Source organism: Marinovum sp. PR37 (assembly GCF_028807375.1).
Classification (GTDB): Bacteria; Pseudomonadota; Alphaproteobacteria; order Rhodobacterales; family Rhodobacteraceae; genus Marinovum; species Marinovum algicola.
The window spans coordinates 51,627-66,922 of the sequence record NZ_JARAML010000022.1 but is presented as its reverse complement, the minus strand read 5'-3'; the positions used below and the strand labels follow the sequence as shown (position 1 = coordinate 66,922).

The 15,296-nt window shown below is 67.1% G+C and carries 13 protein-coding genes; 3 read left to right on the top strand and 10 right to left on the bottom strand.

What is annotated here, in order from left to right:
- Position 1: 1 nt before the first annotated feature.
- The 7 genes from folP to PVW49_RS17145 all read right to left on the bottom strand — a co-directional run bounded on the left by folP (position 2) and on the right by PVW49_RS17145 (position 9,377).
- Positions 2-1,021 (bottom strand): dihydropteroate synthase, encoded by a 1,020-nt coding sequence (folP, locus tag PVW49_RS17175; protein ID WP_274565252.1) that lies wholly within the window; start codon positions 1,019-1,021, stop codon positions 2-4.
- 27 nt (positions 1,022-1,048) lie between these two features.
- A complete protein-coding gene (locus PVW49_RS17170; protein WP_274565253.1) occupies positions 1,049-1,981 on the bottom strand; it encodes a dihydroneopterin aldolase in 933 nt (310 codons plus the stop codon).
- A gap of 107 nt (positions 1,982-2,088) precedes the next feature.
- The gene (locus PVW49_RS17165; RefSeq protein ID WP_053083360.1) at positions 2,089-2,730 is read right to left on the bottom strand and encodes a cell wall hydrolase; all 642 of its coding nucleotides are present in this window, start codon (positions 2,728-2,730) and stop codon (positions 2,089-2,091) included.
- A 176-nt stretch (positions 2,731-2,906) separates the two neighbouring features.
- Positions 2,907-5,489, bottom strand: coding sequence for a putative PEP-binding protein (locus PVW49_RS17160; RefSeq protein ID WP_170850591.1), 2,583 nt, complete (start codon positions 5,487-5,489; stop codon positions 2,907-2,909).
- A 97-nt stretch (positions 5,490-5,586) separates the two neighbouring features.
- Complete coding sequence (gene glyS / locus PVW49_RS17155; protein WP_274591119.1) at positions 5,587-7,755, bottom strand: glycine--tRNA ligase subunit beta; 2,169 nt, start codon at positions 7,753-7,755, stop codon at positions 5,587-5,589.
- Between the two features lie 150 nt (positions 7,756-7,905).
- Positions 7,906-8,436 (bottom strand): DUF6446 family protein, encoded by a 531-nt coding sequence (locus PVW49_RS17150; RefSeq protein ID WP_074838532.1) that lies wholly within the window; start codon positions 8,434-8,436, stop codon positions 7,906-7,908.
- Entirely contained in the window at positions 8,433-9,377 is a 945-nt protein-coding gene (locus PVW49_RS17145) for a glycine--tRNA ligase subunit alpha (protein WP_074838535.1), read from the bottom strand. The genes PVW49_RS17150 and PVW49_RS17145 overlap by 4 nt, the downstream gene beginning before the upstream one ends.
- Before the next feature lie 223 nt (positions 9,378-9,600).
- Between PVW49_RS17145 and PVW49_RS17140 the strand changes: the two genes are divergently transcribed.
- The gene (locus PVW49_RS17140) at positions 9,601-11,352 is read left to right on the top strand and encodes a trypsin-like peptidase domain-containing protein (protein ID WP_274591118.1); all 1,752 of its coding nucleotides are present in this window, start codon (positions 9,601-9,603) and stop codon (positions 11,350-11,352) included.
- Positions 11,353-11,437: 85 nt separating this feature from the next.
- Here the strand turns inward: PVW49_RS17140 and PVW49_RS17135 are convergent, their stop codons facing one another.
- Positions 11,438-12,091, bottom strand: coding sequence for an FG-GAP repeat domain-containing protein (locus PVW49_RS17135; protein ID WP_274591117.1), 654 nt, complete (start codon positions 12,089-12,091; stop codon positions 11,438-11,440).
- 131 nt (positions 12,092-12,222) lie between these two features.
- Positions 12,223-12,546 carry a 2Fe-2S iron-sulfur cluster-binding protein gene (locus PVW49_RS17130; protein WP_074838540.1) on the bottom strand — a complete coding sequence of 108 codons (324 nt, stop codon included), beginning with the start codon at positions 12,544-12,546 and terminating at the stop codon, positions 12,223-12,225.
- A gap of 281 nt (positions 12,547-12,827) precedes the next feature.
- Between PVW49_RS17130 and PVW49_RS17125 the strand changes: the two genes are divergently transcribed.
- Together PVW49_RS17125 and PVW49_RS17120 are read left to right on the top strand one after the other, a co-directional pair.
- Positions 12,828-13,178 carry an OB-fold nucleic acid binding domain-containing protein gene (locus tag PVW49_RS17125; RefSeq protein WP_274591129.1) on the top strand — a complete coding sequence of 117 codons (351 nt, stop codon included), beginning with the start codon at positions 12,828-12,830 and terminating at the stop codon, positions 13,176-13,178.
- A 42-nt stretch (positions 13,179-13,220) separates the two neighbouring features.
- Positions 13,221-13,769, top strand: coding sequence for a peptidoglycan-binding domain-containing protein (locus PVW49_RS17120; RefSeq protein ID WP_074838543.1), 549 nt, complete (start codon positions 13,221-13,223; stop codon positions 13,767-13,769).
- Between the two features lie 63 nt (positions 13,770-13,832).
- On the opposite strand, the gene PVW49_RS17115 is transcribed toward PVW49_RS17120, so the two are convergent.
- A complete protein-coding gene (locus PVW49_RS17115) occupies positions 13,833-15,257 on the bottom strand; it encodes a DegQ family serine endoprotease (RefSeq protein ID WP_074838545.1) in 1,425 nt (474 codons plus the stop codon).
- Positions 15,258-15,296: the final 39 nt, after the last annotated feature.

Here is a 15,296-nt window from a genome sequence, read left to right as displayed (position 1 = left end):
CTTAAATTCCTTCTTCAATCGCCAACCAGAGCCGCAGGGCCTGCCTGGTGTCACCTACATCATGAATTCTCAGAATCTGCACGCCCTGCGCAACCCCGGCAAGCGCCACCGCCACCGATCCGGGCATCCGGTCCTCGGCCCGAGGCGCCTGGCCCACATCGCGGATCAGTCCCTTGCGCGAGGCGCCGAGCAGCAGCGGCACGCCCAGCCCGTGAAACAGGCTCAGGCCGCGCAGCAACGCAAGGTTGTGCGCGGTGGTCTTGCCAAAGCCGATGCCGGGATCGGCAACGATCCTGTGGCGCGGAATGCCGGCGGCCTCGGCCAGGGCGATCTGGCGAGCCAGAAAATCATAGACTTCGAGCAGCACGTCGCCGTAGCGCGGATTGTCCTGCATGGTCTGCGGCGTGCCCTGGCTGTGCATGATGCAGACCGGCAGCCCTGCCTCGGCGCAGAACGGCGCGAGACCGGCGTCGAAGACGAAGCCAGAGACATCGTTGACCAGATGCGCCCCGGCGTCGGCGGCGGCCGCGGCCACCGCCCGTTTGCGGGTGTCGATCGAGATCGGCAGCGGCACCGCCGAGGACAGCGCCTCGATCACCGGCGCAACCCGGCCGATCTCTTCGGCTTCCGAGATATCGACCGCCCCCGGACGGGTGCTTTCGCCGCCGACATCGATGATGTCGGCCCCGGCATCGGCCATGGCACGGCCATGCGCCAGCGCGCTGTCAAAGCCGCTGTGCCTTCCGCCGTCGGAAAAGCTGTCGGGGGTGACGTTGAGAATGCCCATCAGGCGGGGCCGGTCCATCTCCAGCCCGGCGATGGCCGCACGCGGCGCGCTGAGACACTGCAACAGGTCGTCGGGGATGGCGTCGGCCGCGACAATAGCCCGGCCGCCGTCGTGGCTCAGCCGCTCGGCCTGGGTGAACCAGCCCGGCCCCCCGGCAAGCGCCACGGCACTCTCCGGCCGGGCGGTGCCGCGTTGGACCAGCGGGCGGAAATATGTCTCACGAGTCGCCGTCATGGCGTTCACATGATCCAATCGTTCCGGTCATGCAAGGTGGCGCTGCGTCACCGCGACGGCGCGGGCCTTCAAGCCTTGGGTTTCGGGCAGATCTTCGCCGATCACCAGGAAGTCGCTGGCCTCGATATGCCCCGCGAACCAGGCCGCAAGCGCCACGCTGTCGCGCGGCCGAGTCTTGGGGCCTTCGACCGCGTCCAGAACGATCTTGGACGGCGCCCAGAGGCTCATCTGATCGTGTTTCATGCCCCAGTCGAGCTCGGTCAGCGTGCCGACGACCACGCAGCGCGGATCGCGCGCCGCAAGCACCCAGCCGTTCTGCTCGATCGCCAGAAGATCGACCCGGCGCTGCGCCAGCGGATGATCGGCCTCGGGCCGCGCGCCGTCGGGCAACCCGACGCAGAGCACGACCGGCGCCGCTTGCCCGGCCAGCCAGTCGAGCCAGTCGGTCAGATGCGGCGCGGCAATGGCCGCATTCGACAGATAGACCACCCGGGGATGCGGCCGCGCGCCGGTGAGCTGCGCGGCATGGGCCGGATCGAGATCGCCCCGGCTGCGCACGATCTCGACCCCCAGCGCGCCGGGCCCGCGATCGAGCTTTTCGATCCGTACGAAGACCCGCATCGCCTGCGGCTCGAGCAGAATGCGCTCGGCCACCCGTTCGGCCAGGGTTTCCAGAAGGTTGAGCCGTTCCTCGGCAAGCTCGAAGGCGATTGCCTCGGTCACCCGGTCATAGCTGAGGATGCGGTCGACATCGTCGTCGATGCGGTCGCCGGCGCGGGCGACCTCGACCACCACGTTGAAACAGACCCGCTGGGTGTGGCCGCGCTCGGACTGAAAGGCGCCGATCTCGACCTCGACGATATGATCGCGCAGCGAGATGCGGTCGCGCGGGGCCGCGCCCTCGGTGGCGGCGGCCCGTTCCGAGGGGTGGGCGAATGCGAGGTGGATGTCCTGGCTCATCATGGGTTTCCGGCTTTGGGTCTGCCGCCCGTGTCTAGCAGCAATCCTGCCGCGCTGGCAGACCCAAAACCGGCCTGTTCGCCGCAAGAGGCGAAGTGCATGGGCCGTTACTTCTGCGAAAGACGGGTGTCTTCGCGATAGAACTTGTGCACGCCGATGGTGGTGGTGTGGGCAAAGACCCGCGACCAGTTCGGGCGCACCGCCGTGGTGTGGTAATAGGTGGCGCCGCCGGTCAACTTGTGCGGCAGGCCGCTGAGCATCGCCTTGGCGATCTTGGCCACCCGGGCATAGGCGCCGGGATTGCCCACGGTCTCGGCACGGCCATCACAGGTATAGGTGAACTGGCAGGCGTATTTGCGGCCGGTGCCCTGATTGATCACGCCGCAGACCGTGTTCGGGAACTTATTGCTCTCGACGCGGTTGAGAATGACCTCGGCGACGGCAACCTGGCCCTTGATGCTTTCCCCGCGCGCCTCGAAATAGAGCGCTTCGGCCAGACAGGTGAATTGTTCGCCGCCCTTGCCGTTGGGCAGGCTTCTGAGCCAGGCCTCATCGTAGTCGATGGAACCGGCGGATTTGGGCTGATTGGCGCCAAGCGCCCATTTCAACGTGCCCTTGGGCACGGATTTGAGCCCCTTGCGCTCCAGCTGGATCAGGCTGCCGACCTCGTTCGGACGCAATTCGGCCTTGGCACCGTGACCTGGAAGCCCCAGGATCGCGGCCGCTATACCGGCAATTATCAGACGCATTCTATCCCTCACACGCGAAAGCCCGAGAGGGTCCCGGGCTGCTGGCAACCCGCGTTGTATAGTCAGAAAGTGAATTTTCTTCTAGCGGCAGCCTGACGCAGGGCAGAAAACCGCCACAGCGCGGAGGCGGCGCGCGGATAATCCACAAGATCGACCCGGCCGCAAAGGGCCTTCCTCTATATCTTGCCGCCCAACGCAAGTTGCGCCGCAGCAAGCCTCGCGACCGGCACACGGAAGGGTGAACAGGAAACATAGGTGAATCCCATGTCCCGGCAGATGGCAATCGATTCGGGGTTGCCGCCGTGTTCGCCACAGATCGAAAGCACCACGTCGGGCCGCGCCTTGCGGCCGCGCTCGGCCCCGATCCGCAACAGCTCTGCCACGCCGTCGCGGTCCAGCACATGGAACGGATCTTCGGCAAAGACCCCCTGCTTGACGTAATCCGACATGAACCGCCCGGCGTCGTCGCGCGACAGCCCATAGGTCATCTGCGTCAGATCGTTGGTGCCGAAGCTGAGAAAATCGGTATGGCCGGCGATCTCTTCGGCGCGCAGCGCGGCGCGGGGCGTTTCCACCATCACCCCCAGTCGATAGTCGAAATCCCGGCCCCGTTCGTTGCGCACCGCCGCCGCCACCGCGTCGACACGGGTCTTGACGATTTCCACCTCGCGCTTGGCCGAAACCAGCGGGATCATGATTTCCGGCACCACCGGCGCGCCTTCGCGGCTGGCCGCCAGCGTCGCCTCGAAGATGGCGCGGGCCTGCATGTCGTAGATCTCGGGCAGCGTGATGCCCAGCCGCACCCCGCGCATGCCCAGCATCGGATTGTATTCGCCCAGAGATTCCACCCGCCGTTCGACATCCGAGACCGGCAGGTCCAGCGCCTCGGCCAGCGCCCGCATGCCGGGCTTGTCCGATGGCAGGAACTCGTGCAGCGGCGGATCGAACAGCCGGATGCAGACCGGCTGGCCCTGCATGATGCGGAACAGCTCGATGAAATCCGCCCGCTGCATCGGCAGGAGCAGCTCCAGCGCCGCCCGCCGGTCCTCGGAGGATTTGGCAAAGATCATCTCGCGCATGACGATCATGCGGTCGGTTTCAAAGAACATATGTTCGGTGCGGCACAGCCCGATGCCGTCGGCCTTGAAGTTGCGCGCGGTCTGGGCGTCCATCGGCGTATCGGCATTGGCGCGGATGTCGATGTCGCGCGCCGCATCGGCCCAGTCCATAAGCGTCTGAAAACTCTCGTCAAGCGCCGCCTCGAGCATCGGCGGGCTGCCGGCCAGCACCTCGCCCGTGGCGCCGTCGATGGTGATCACGTCGCCCTCGTGGAACACCCGGCCATCGGCCGCCACCAGACGTTTCTTTCGGATGTGGAAGGCCAGGCTCGCGGCGCCGACGATGCAGGGAATGCCCATGCCACGGCCGATCACCGCCGCGTGGCTGGTCATGCCGCCGCGTTCGGTCAGCACGCCGACCGCCGCCTGCATGCCGCGAATGTCCTCGGGCGAGGTCTCGCGCCGCACCAGCACACAGGGTTCGTCGCGCGCCGCGCTGGCCTGGGCCGCGGTGGCGCTGAAGACGATCCTGCCGGTGGCCGCGCCGGGGCTGGCGGCAACGCCGTGGCCGAGGATGTCGCGCGGCGCGTCGGTGTCGATCTGACGGTGCAGCAATTCGCTTAGCGCCCGCGGCTCGACCCGCATCAGCGCCTCTTCGCGCGGAATGATCTTGTCCTGTGCCAGCGCCACGGCAATCCGCACCGCCGCCCGGTTCGAGCGACGCACCCGCACCCCGTCGAGCACATGCACCCGCCCGCCCTGGATGGTGAATTCGATCTGCATCTCGGCGCGCAGCTTTCGGCGCATCCGCTCGGCAATGCCGACGATCTCGTTGAAGGCCTCTGGCGCCACCTCTTCCAGCGACGGCCCGCGCTCGTCCCGCGCCAGAAACAGCGCCTCGGCCGCCCCCGAAAGCGCCTCGCGACCCTGGCTCTGGCTCAGGTAGCGCCCGGTAATCTGGCGCAGCCCGGTGTGGCTGTTGACCAGTTGCAGCACGCCTGATCCGGTCTCGCCGTCGCGCGCCTCGGGGTGGCCGATCCCCAGCGCCATCTCCTGCACCACCAGGCCAAGACCGGCATCCGCCGGCGCGCCCTTGGCCTGGCGCAACAGCCGCGCCGTGGTGCCCTCCCAGGCCCGCGCCATCGAGCGCAGCACCTGCGCCAACTGCGCCGCTGGATCCTGCGGAAAGGGTTCTTCGGCCTCGTCTTCATAGGCGCGCAGCGCTTCGGACAGCGCCTGCGGCCCCTCGGCGGTGATCTCTTCAAAGACATCCGGGTCGAGCCGCGCCACATGCAGGGCGTAAGCCTCGACAAACCTTGCATAAAGCGCCGAGGCCGCGTGGCGCCCCAGAGTATCGCACATCTCGACGTAACGAGCATCGTTCATGCCGATATTGAGGATCGCCCCCGGCCCGCCCCAATCCGGATCCTGGCTCGATGGCCGCACACAGAGCAGCGCGCCCTCGGGAAAGGCGGCGAGGATTTCCGCCATGTCGGGCATGTGTCCGCTGGCGATACCATGCACGGTTTCGAAGGAAAGCGCTACGGTCGTCGGCACCGGCATGTCGAGCCGCACCAGACGTTGCAGGCATTTCGCCCGCCCGCCATGGGTGTGGGCCTTCATCTGTGCCGTGGGCGTGATCGGCGTGATATCGGGGTTGTCCTGAAGCAAGCGCGGCTCCTTTGCGTTGCAGCGCAGCATAAGCGCCACCACGCATCGCACAAGCGCTAACTCACGCCGTGCCCCGCCATCGTTACATCACCCCATGCCCGGCCCCGCCGACCATCGGGCCCCCCGATCACCCTTCGATACGCGCCAGATCGGCCACCGAAAGACAGGCGGTGCGGATGCTCGACAACAGGTTCAGCCGGTTGCGCCGCAGCACCTCGTTTTCGGCGTTGACCTGCACCGCCTCGAAAAACCCGTCGACCGCCCCGCGCAAGCCCGCCAGCGCCGACATCGCCGCCTCGAAATCCTGACGCTCCAGCGCCGCCTTGATCTTGGGCTCGGCGGCATCCAGCGCGGAAAACAGCGCCTTTTCCTCGGCTTCCTCGGCGAACTTCACGTCGCCACCAAAGCTGTATTCAACCCCGTCCTTCTCTTCGGCCTGAGTCAGGATGTTGTTGGCGCGCTTGAAGCCCTGCAACAGGTTTTCGCCGTCCGACGTGTCGAGGAAGCCCTGCAAGGCCTGGGCGCGTTTGACCAGCAGCGCCAGATCGTCACTGCCCGGCATGGCGACACAGGCGTCGATCACGTCGTGCCGGATACCCTGATCGCGCAGGAAGACCTTCAGACGGTCGTGGACGAAAGAGAGGAGGTCAAAAAGAATTGCCTCCTTAGCTCCATACGTGATTTGGGACCCTTCGACTTCCATTACAGCCGAAACTTTCGCTTTAGCGTCAGCAGACTTCGCCGCGCTATCCAAGAACTCTGCCGTTTGAGGTCCGAAAGCTGATGCCAAGACGACTTCGAGCTCAATAGCTAGATCGTTCTCCAACACCAACCGGATCACCCCCAGCGCCGCGCGGCGCAGGGCAAAGGGATCCTTGCTTCCGGTGGGCTTTTCGTCGATCGCCCAGAAGCCGGTCAAAGTATCGAGTTTGTCGGCCAGCGCCACGGCGACCGAGACCGGCTCGACCGGCACGTCGTCGGAGGGGCCGAGCGGCGAGTAATGGTCGCGGCAGGCGTCGGCCACCGGCTGCGACAACCCGGCCTCCATGGCGTAATACCGCCCCATGATCCCCTGCAACTCGGGGAATTCATAGACCATCTCGGACGACAGATCGGCCTTGGCCACTTTCGCGGCCAGTTCCGCGGCATCGGCGTCCGCCCCGACCATCGGCGCGATCTCGCGTGCCAGTGCGGCGATGCGGGCGATGCGTTCGGCCTGCGAGCCCAGCTTGTTGTGGAAGGTGACCTGCGCCAGCGGCGCCGCCATGCCTTCGAGCCCCGCATCAGCAACGGCGCGCAAGTCGTTCTCCCAAAAGAACTTTGCATCCGACAGCCGGGCCGAGAGAACCTTCTGGTTGCCGGCCAGGATGGTGGCGCCGTTGTCGGCGGTCTCGCGGTTGGCAACGGTGATGAATTTCTCGATCCGGCCGGTCTTGGGATTCTTCACCGAAAAGAACTTCTGGTGCTCTTTCATCGAGGTTTGCAGCACCTCCGGCGGCAGCCCGAGGAAATCGGCGCCGATCTCACCCATCAGCACCACCGGCCATTCCACCAGCCCGGCCACTTCGGCCAGAAGCCCCTTGTCCTCGACCACCTCCAGCCCTTGCGAAAAGGCTGCGTTGGTGGCGTCGTTCCAGATGTGATCGGCCCGCTCCTGCGCATCCAGAACCACATGCGCGCGCTTTAGCTTTGCCGCGTAATCCTCGTAAGATACAACAGAAAACGCATCCGGTGCCATGAAGCGATGGCCGCGGGTCACATCGCCGGCGCGAATGCCGTCGATTTCGAAGGGCACCACCTCGGCGCCGGCCTCGTCGCTCAGCAGGCAGATCACCGAATGCAGCGGCCGCACCCAGCGCAGGCTGCCCGCGCCCCAGCGCATCGACTTCGGCCAGGGGAAGTTGCGGATCACCTCTTCCAGCACCTCGGCGACGATCTCTGCCGCCGGACGGCCGGGCTTGGTGATGGTGGCGAAATAGACCGCGCCCTTGGGGGTTTCGCGTTCCTCAAGATCGTCGCGGCTCACACCGGCGCCGCGCAGAAACCCCTCGATCGCCTTGTCAGGCGCGCCCACCTTGGGGCCCTTGCGCTCTTCGCGCACGGTGGGGCTTTCGGCCAGCAGCCCCTCGACGGTCAGCGCCAGCCGGCGCGGCGTCGAAAAGGCGGCGGCGGAGACATAGGTCAGCCCGGCCTCGACCAGCCCGTCGGTCATCCGCTTTTTCAGGTCATCACAGGCGCGCGCCTGCATCCGCGCGGGAATTTCTTCGGAAAAGAGTTCGATAAGCAGGTCGGGCATAGGGTCACCGGGGGTTCTGGATCAACGCCCCGGTGCTTAATGCTCCTGCCCCTGCACGGCAAGCCGATAGCGGCGAAATCGCTATCCCATCTTCTGGCCGGGCCGGGCACCTCTGCCGAAGGCTCGACGCGGGAGGCCGGTGCACCGTGCTCAGTCGGTGGAATTCTCGCGCGGGGGGCATTCCTCGCCCACCACGGTGCCGTCATAGGCCTTGTCGCCGCAGTCGTTCAGCTCGTGCCAGACAAAGCCGCGCCCGTCATCGGTGATCGCCACCACCCGGTCGACGCCATATGCCACGTTCTTCTGGCTCAGAAAGGTCAGCGCGTCCCCGGCCGCCAACGCGGCGCCGATGGCCTCGGCGTCGAAACAGTCGAACCAGCCGGGCGCAATGCGCGGCTCGGCATCGTCGTAGATTTCATAGGTCTCGGTCAGCATGGCGAGGCTGTGGATGGTGGTGAAGCAGGCGCGGTAGCGGATCGGCGAGCTGTCGGCGTCGATCGCCTCGAAGGCGTCATAGACGATCGGCTCCGGCACGCCGGACGTCAGCGAGACAAGCTGCACGTCATCCTGACCGTTGGCGGCCACCGGCGAGTAGAAGGCATAGATCTGCATGTAGTAGACCAGCGCGCCCGCGACCAAAGCCACCAAGACGATCACCCCCGCAATAATCCGGCCGCTCATTCTGCGGCCTCCGCCACATGGCCGCCCGCCTCGGTCAGCACGAAGGCATCGGCGCAGGCCTTGGCCAGCGTCCTGACCCGGCCGATATAAGCCTGCCGTTCGGTGACCGAGATCACACCCCGGGCGTCGAGCAGGTTGAAGATATGGCTGGCCTTGATGCATTGGTCATAGGCCGGATGCGCCATGACGATGCGCTTGCCGGTCTTGGGATCGTGGTGCGGCGCCTCAAGGATGCGAGCGCATTCCGCCTCGGCCTCTTCGAAATGCCGCAACAGCACCTCGGTGTCGGCCACATCGAAATTCCAACGGGAATATTCCTGCTCGGTCTGGCGGAACACGTCGCCATAGCTGAGCGCGATCGGCGTTTGGGGATCGTTGTAGGGCATGTCCATCACGTGATCGATGCCCAGCACATACATCGCCAGCCGCTCGAGCCCGTAGGTCAACTCGCCCGAGACCGGGTGGCAATCATGGCCGCCGACCTGCTGGAAATAGGTGAACTGGCTGACTTCCATGCCGTCGCACCAGACCTCCCAGCCCAGGCCCCAAGCGCCCAGTGTCGGGCTCTCCCAGTCATCCTCGACGAAGCGGATATCGTGCAGCGCCATGTCGATGCCGATGGCTTGCAGCGAACCGAGGTAGAGCGCCTGAAGATCGGGCGGACTGGGTTTGATCAGCACCTGATACTGGTAGTAATGCTGAAGCCGGTTCGGGTTCTCGCCGTAACGGCCGTCGGTGGGGCGGCGCGAGGGCTGAACATAGGCCGCGGCCCAGGGCTTCGAACCGAGCGACCGCAGGGTGGTGGCGGGGTGAAAGGTGCCGGCGCCGACCTCCATGTCATAGGGCTGCATCACGGCGCAGCCCTGCTCGGCCCAATAGGCCTGGAGCCGCAGGATGATCTCCTGGAAAGAGCGCGGTTTGGTGGCGGTGTCGCGTGTCATGTCATGGCCTTTGCAAGCTTTGCGCCTGCTTAGGCGGATGCGGCGCGAGGGTCAATCAGAGGCCCCGGATTGGCGGCAAATAGTGCCCTGCGGCATTGCGGCAACCCTGGACTGACGATCACGTGACAAAAGCGGAAATCCGCCACTTTCAACGTGCAAGCCGGCCGCCATGCTCTACACTGGTTCGATACGACAGATATGCAGGCCAGGACGACCCACACATATGACACGTTTGTTTTTTGCCACCCTTTGCGCGCTGGTATTTTCCCTGAGCGCCGCCATCGCCCAGGACAACCGGGCCTGGATTCAGATCGAGGCGCTGCCCAGCCTACTCGAGGCCGAAGACCGGGTGCGCGATTACGCCGAATTTCTGCCCAATGTGAACGGATTTGCCGTGGGATCGGGCTGGTATGCGGTGGCGCTCGGGCCCTATGCCTCGCGCAATGCCGCCAATGGCGAGCTGCGCCAACTGCGTGCCCGGGGCCGGGTGCCGCGGGACAGTTTTGTCGTCGGCGCGCAGTCGCTGCAACGCCAGTTCTGGCCGGTGGGCGCCGATGCGCAGACCACACCGCCGCCGGTCGAGACCTCGGACCTGCCGGATGACCAGGCGGCGGAGGTGGCGGCAGAGGCGGCGCCCGTCGCCCCGGAGGTGCCGGAGGAAACCCTGGCCCAGGCCCGCCGCAGCGAGGCGCAGATGACCGGCCAGGAGAAACGCGACTTGCAAGTCGCGCTGCAATGGGCCGGCTTTTACAATGCCGCCATCGACGGCGCCTATGGCGCCGGCACCCGCCGCGCCATGGCAGCCTGGCAAGAGGCCAACGGCCATGAGGCCACCGGCGTGATGACCACCCGCCAGCGGGCCCAGGCCTTGCAGCAATACAATGCCGTGCTCGAGGGCATGGACCTGCAACAGGTCACCGACAGCCAGGCCGGGATCGAGATGCTGCTGCCGCTGGGCGTGGTGGCATTCGAGGCGCATGAGGCGCCTTTTGCCCGCTATGCGGCCACCGGCGATCTGCCGGCCCAGGTGCTGCTGATTTCTCAGGCCGGTGACCGGCGCCGCCTGTTCGGTCTCTACGACATCCTGCAAACCCTGGAAGTCGTGCCGCTTGACGGCCCGCGCGAGCGCCGCGACGACGGTTTCAGCATCACCGGCCGCAATGACGAGATCGTCTCGCACACCGAGGTCAGCCTGCGGGACGGCGAGATCAAGGGGTTCATGCTGGTCTGGCCGGCCGGCGACGAAGACCGCCGGACGCGGGTGCTTCAGGAGATGTCGGAGAGTTTCACCCGCCTCGCCGGCGTGCTGCCGTCTGACCTGGGGGTCGATGACAGCCAGTCGGTCGACCTGCTGTCGGGACTGCAAATCCGCAAGCCGCGGGTGTCGCGCACCGGGTTCTTTGTCGCGGCGGATGGCACCGTGCTGACCACCCTGGAGGCGGTCGAGGGCTGCACCCGGGTCACGCTCGATGGCACGACCGAGGCGCGTGTCGCCGCGACCGACACCGCGCTGGGCATGGCCCTGCTGACGCCCCAGAGCGCCCTGGCGCCGCTGGAGGTGGCCGAACTGGCCAGCGCCTCGCCGCGCCTGCAATCCGAGATCGCGGTTGCGGGCTTTTCCTACGAAGGTGTGCTGGGCGCGCCCTCGATGACCTTTGGGACGCTGGTCGATCTGCGCGGGCTGAACGGCGAGGACGCGCTCGACCGGGTGGCGCTCTCGGCCCTGCCCGGCGATGCCGGCGGGCCGGTGATGGACCGCTCGGGCGCGGTGATCGGCATGCTGTTGCCGCGCGACGGCGACGGTCGGAGGCTGCCCGAGGAGGTCAGCTTTGCCGCCGATGCCAGCGCGCTGGAGGCGGCGATGCGGCAGGCCGGCGTCACGGCGCGGATGGCGCCGGGCGGCGCGGAGATGGCGCCGGAGGATCTGACCAACAAGGCGCGCGGAATGGCGGTCCTGGTGAGCTGCTGGGACTGATGCCGCAGCGGGGATGGGGGCGCTGCCCCCGTCCCTGCGGGACTCCCCCGAGGGTATTTTCGGCAAGAGGAAGAGCCGGGCTGCGTCAGCGGGGTCGGTCGCAGCCCATGGCGGCGCCAAAGCTGTCGCGGCCCCGGTGGGGGCCGAGATCCCTGCGGGTAAGCGTGCCGTCCTTCAGGGTGACGGCGACCAGCCTGCGCCACTGCGCATCGGCGAGGATCATCTCGGGGCCCTGGCCGCAGTCGCGGATGCCGCCGGCAATGTCGGGCGCGCCGATCCGGTGGTTGCTGAGCCCTTGCAGCTGCGCCACCTCGCGCAGCCCGTCCCCGGCCTCATAGCGCCAGACCCGCAGCACACGCGCCAGATGCGGCCGGTCGACATAGGCGATTTCCATCCTGCCGTCGCCGTCGAGATCCGCGGCGCCCAGCGGCGCCAGCCAGCGGAAGCGCGTGCCGATGAAAGGTGTCGCGGCGCGGCGTTGCAAGGCGCCGTCGTCCAGCCCCCAGATCGCCAGCCGGGCGCCCCGGTCGCGGTGGCTTTCCACCACGATGACCTCGGGCGGGCCCTGCCCGTCAAGCTGCGCCAGCCGCGGCGCGACATCCTCGAAGACCAGGGCCTCGGGCAGGTCCACGCTGTGGCGGCTGCCGCCGCAGGTGACCTGCAAGCTGCCCCATTCCAGATCGTCGCCCAGCACGCCATGCGGATAGCGATCGGTCGGCGCGCCATAGCTGGCCTGCATCGGCCTCTCGCCACAGGGCGGCTCGTCCGGTGTTTGTGCCGCGGCAGCCCCGGCCAGCCACAGGGCTGCCGCCAGCCAAGCGCCGCGGGCGGGGCCGCGCCGGGGGCGCAGCGGGTGACGCGGCGCGCCGCTCAGATCTGTTTCTCCGGCATCTGGACGACCAGGCCGTCCAGGTCGTCGGAGACCTTGAGCTGACAGGTCAGCCGCGAGCGCTCGGGGTCGGGCTCGTAGGCGAAATCGAGCATGTCCTCTTCCATGGCATCCATCGGCGGCAGTTTTTGGGTCCAGGCCTTGTCGACATAGACGTGACAGGTGGAACAGGCGCAGGCGCCGCCGCAATCGGCCTCGATGCCGGGAATGTTGTTGTCGCGCGCGCCTTCCATCACGGTCAGCCCGGTGGCCACGTCGACCTCGTGCCGGGTGCCGTTGTGCTCGATATAGGTGATCTTCGCCATGCCTTGCCCTCTTTCGGAATCTCGCCTTGGTGTTAGCAAAGCCTCTTATGGTGTTTCATCCCCTTTTGCGACCCCGCCTCTTGCAACTTGCGGTGAGGTGTGAATGTTCTATATTCGTTCTCATGAAGATCCTGCGTGCTGCCCCCTCCGGCTCTGCTCTCTCCGACCCGGCGCGTCCGGTTCGCTCCGGGCCCTCCCGCGGCGGTCCGGGCGCCTCCGGTCCGGGCGTCTCTGGCCGCGAGGACTGGCCCCGTCCGCCGGCGGCGCTTCAGGCCGCGCGGCTGGTCGAACCGCCGGAGGGCGCGCGGGTCACCGTGGCGGGGCTGGTGATCCTGCGGCAACGGCCCGGGACGGCCAAGGGGGTGATCTTTGTCACGCTGGAGGATGAGACCGGGGTGGTCAATGTCATCGTCTGGCGCAAGCTCTACGAACGGTTTCGCCGGGCGGTGATCGCCGGCCGCCTGTTGCGCGTCACCGGCCGGGTGCAGCGCGAGGCCGGGGTGATCCATGTGATCGCCGAAGAGGTCGAGGACATCTCGGCCATGCTCGACAGTCTTCTCGATGTCACAGATCCCGGCGAAGGTGCCGCCCCGCCATCCGTCCCGCTTTCCGCCCCGGGCCAAAGCCGCTAACCTGCCCCAAAGCCCCCGGCAGAGGGCAAGAGGCAGAAGCAGATGATCCACCGCACCGCATCCCGCAGGGCCTGCGTCGCGCCGCTTGGTGTGGCGCTTTGTCTTGCCCTGGCCAGTTGCGCTCCGCCCCCCGATCCCCCCACCCGCTTTGCCTTTACCGCGCTGGAGCGGGCCCGGGTGCCCGCCCCCGCGGGAGCGCGGCCCGGCAGTTGCTGGGCCCGCGACGTGACGCCGGCCGTACTCGAGACGCGCACCGCGCAGGTGCTGGAACAGCCCGCCATCCTCAATGCCGACGGCTCGCTGCTGGCGCCGGCAATCTATGCCACCGAGATTCAGCAGGAGATCGTCACCCCGCGCCGGGAATATGTCTTCGAGACGCTCTGCGCCGAGGAGATCACGCCGGAATTCGTCGCTTCGCTGCAACGCGCGCTTCAGGTGCGCGGCAAATACGATGGCGCGATCTCGGGCGAGATCAACCCCGCCACCGAGGCCGCGCTGCGGCTTTATCAGCGGGCGCAGGGGGTCGAAACGGCGCTGCTGACGATCGAGACCGCCCGCGAGCTGGGGCTGGCGGCGGTCGAGCTGGGCTGAGCCACAAACAAAAAGGGGGCGCCCCGCAGGACGCCCCCTTTCGGTCTCACGCAACGTGCGAGATCATTCTTCCAGACCAAGCGCCACAAAGCGCGGGTCACCGGCGCGCCGCACCAGCAGCAGCAGCGACTTGCGACCGGCCTCGCGGGCGGCCTCGATCTGCTCTTCCAGGGCGGCGATCTCGGTCACCTTCTGCTGGCCGGCTTCGGTGATGACGTCACCGGCGCGCAGGCCCTTTTCATAGGCTTCCGACATCTCGTCGACATCGGTCACCACCAGCCCCTCGGCGCTGGCCGGCAGCTCGAGCTGTCCGCGCAGCTCGTCGTTCATCGGCGAGACGGTGAGGCCGAGAATCTCGGCCTCTGCCGGGGCGGTCTCTTCCAGCGGCTGCGAGGCCGGCACCGCGGTGCCTTCGGCCTCTTCGCGGCGGCCCAGGGTCACCTTCAGCGTCTGGGTCTTGCCCTCGCGATTGACGACCACCAGAACCGACTTGCCGACGGTGGTGTTGCCCACCTGCCGGACCAGCGAACGGGTGTCGCTCACGTCGCGGCCATCGAACTTGACGATCACGTCCCCGGCTTCCATGCCGGCTTCCATCGCCGGGCCTTCGGGAACATCAGTCACCAGCGCGCCGGAGGTGGTCTCGAGCCCCATGGCCTCGGCCACGTCCTCTGTCACGTCCTGGATGCGCACGCCAAGCCAGCCACGGCGGGTCTCGCCGTATTCCTTGAGCTGGTCGACGACCTTGGTCACCACGTTCGACGCCATCGAAAAGCCGATGCCGATCGAGCCGCCATTGGGCGAAAGGATCGCGGTGTTCACGCCGATCACATTGCCGTCCATGTCGAACAGCGGGCCGCCCGAGTTGCCGCGATTGATCGCGGCGTCGGTCTGGATGTAATCGTCATAGGTGCCCGACAGCGCGCGGTTGCGGGCCGAGACGATGCCGGCCGAGACCGAAAAGCCCTGACCCAGCGGGTTGCCCATGGCCATCACCCAGTCACCGACACGGGCGGTGTCGCTGTCGCCAAAGCTGACGAAGGGCAGCGCCGCATCGGCCTCGACCTTGAGCAGCGCGATGTCGGTCTTGGGATCGGTGCCGATCACTTCGGCCGGCAGCTCCCGGCCGCCGAAGAACTCGATCAGGATCTCGTCCGCGCCGTCAATCACGTGGTTGTTGGTGACCACGAAGCCGTCTTCAGAGATCACGAAGCCCGAACCCAGCGCCGAGGACCGGCGCGGCCGGTCGCCCTGCCCCTGACCATTGCGGTCCTGGAACTCGCGAAAGAAATCCTCGAAGGGCGAACCTTCGGGAACGATGCCCTGCGGGCCGGTGCGGCCGGCGACGGTGGTCGTGGTGGTGATGTTGACCACGGCCGGGCTGATGCTTTCGGCCAGATCGGCAAAGCTGTCAGGTGCGCCGCGCGCCGCGGCAGCCAGCGCTTGGGTCAGCACGAACATCACCGAGATGCCCAGCATCCACAGCATGCGCAGACGCGCGGGATGCGTCTGGTGCTCTGCTCGGGC

What these genes read in the sequence shown, in the direction of transcription:
- PVW49_RS17135 (WP_274591117.1), bottom strand. Translation starts at nt 12,091, where the DNA reads ATGCAGGCCAGCTATGGCGCGCCGACCGATCGCTATCCGCATGGCGTG.
- PVW49_RS17150 (WP_074838532.1), bottom strand. Translation starts at nt 8,436, where the DNA reads ATGAGCGGCCGGATTATTGCGGGGGTGATCGTCTTGGTGGCTTTGGTC.
- glyS (WP_274591119.1), bottom strand. Translation starts at nt 7,755, where the DNA reads ATGCCCGACCTGCTTATCGAACTCTTTTCCGAAGAAATTCCCGCGCGG.
- PVW49_RS17145 (WP_074838535.1), bottom strand. Translation starts at nt 9,377, where the DNA reads ATGACACGCGACACCGCCACCAAACCGCGCTCTTTCCAGGAGATCATC.
- PVW49_RS17115 (WP_074838545.1), bottom strand. Translation starts at nt 15,257, where the DNA reads ATGCTGTGGATGCTGGGCATCTCGGTGATGTTCGTGCTGACCCAAGCG.
- folP (WP_274565252.1), bottom strand. Translation starts at nt 1,021, where the DNA reads ATGACGGCGACTCGTGAGACATATTTCCGCCCGCTGGTCCAACGCGGC.
- PVW49_RS17120 (WP_074838543.1), top strand. Translation starts at nt 13,221, where the DNA reads ATGATCCACCGCACCGCATCCCGCAGGGCCTGCGTCGCGCCGCTTGGT.
- PVW49_RS17160 (WP_170850591.1), bottom strand. Translation starts at nt 5,489, where the DNA reads ATGCTGCGCTGCAACGCAAAGGAGCCGCGCTTGCTTCAGGACAACCCC.
- PVW49_RS17165 (WP_053083360.1), bottom strand. Translation starts at nt 2,730, where the DNA reads ATGCGTCTGATAATTGCCGGTATAGCGGCCGCGATCCTGGGGCTTCCA.
- PVW49_RS17170 (WP_274565253.1), bottom strand. Translation starts at nt 1,981, where the DNA reads ATGAGCCAGGACATCCACCTCGCATTCGCCCACCCCTCGGAACGGGCC.
- PVW49_RS17130 (WP_074838540.1), bottom strand. Translation starts at nt 12,546, where the DNA reads ATGGCGAAGATCACCTATATCGAGCACAACGGCACCCGGCACGAGGTC.
- PVW49_RS17140 (WP_274591118.1), top strand. Translation starts at nt 9,601, where the DNA reads ATGACACGTTTGTTTTTTGCCACCCTTTGCGCGCTGGTATTTTCCCTG.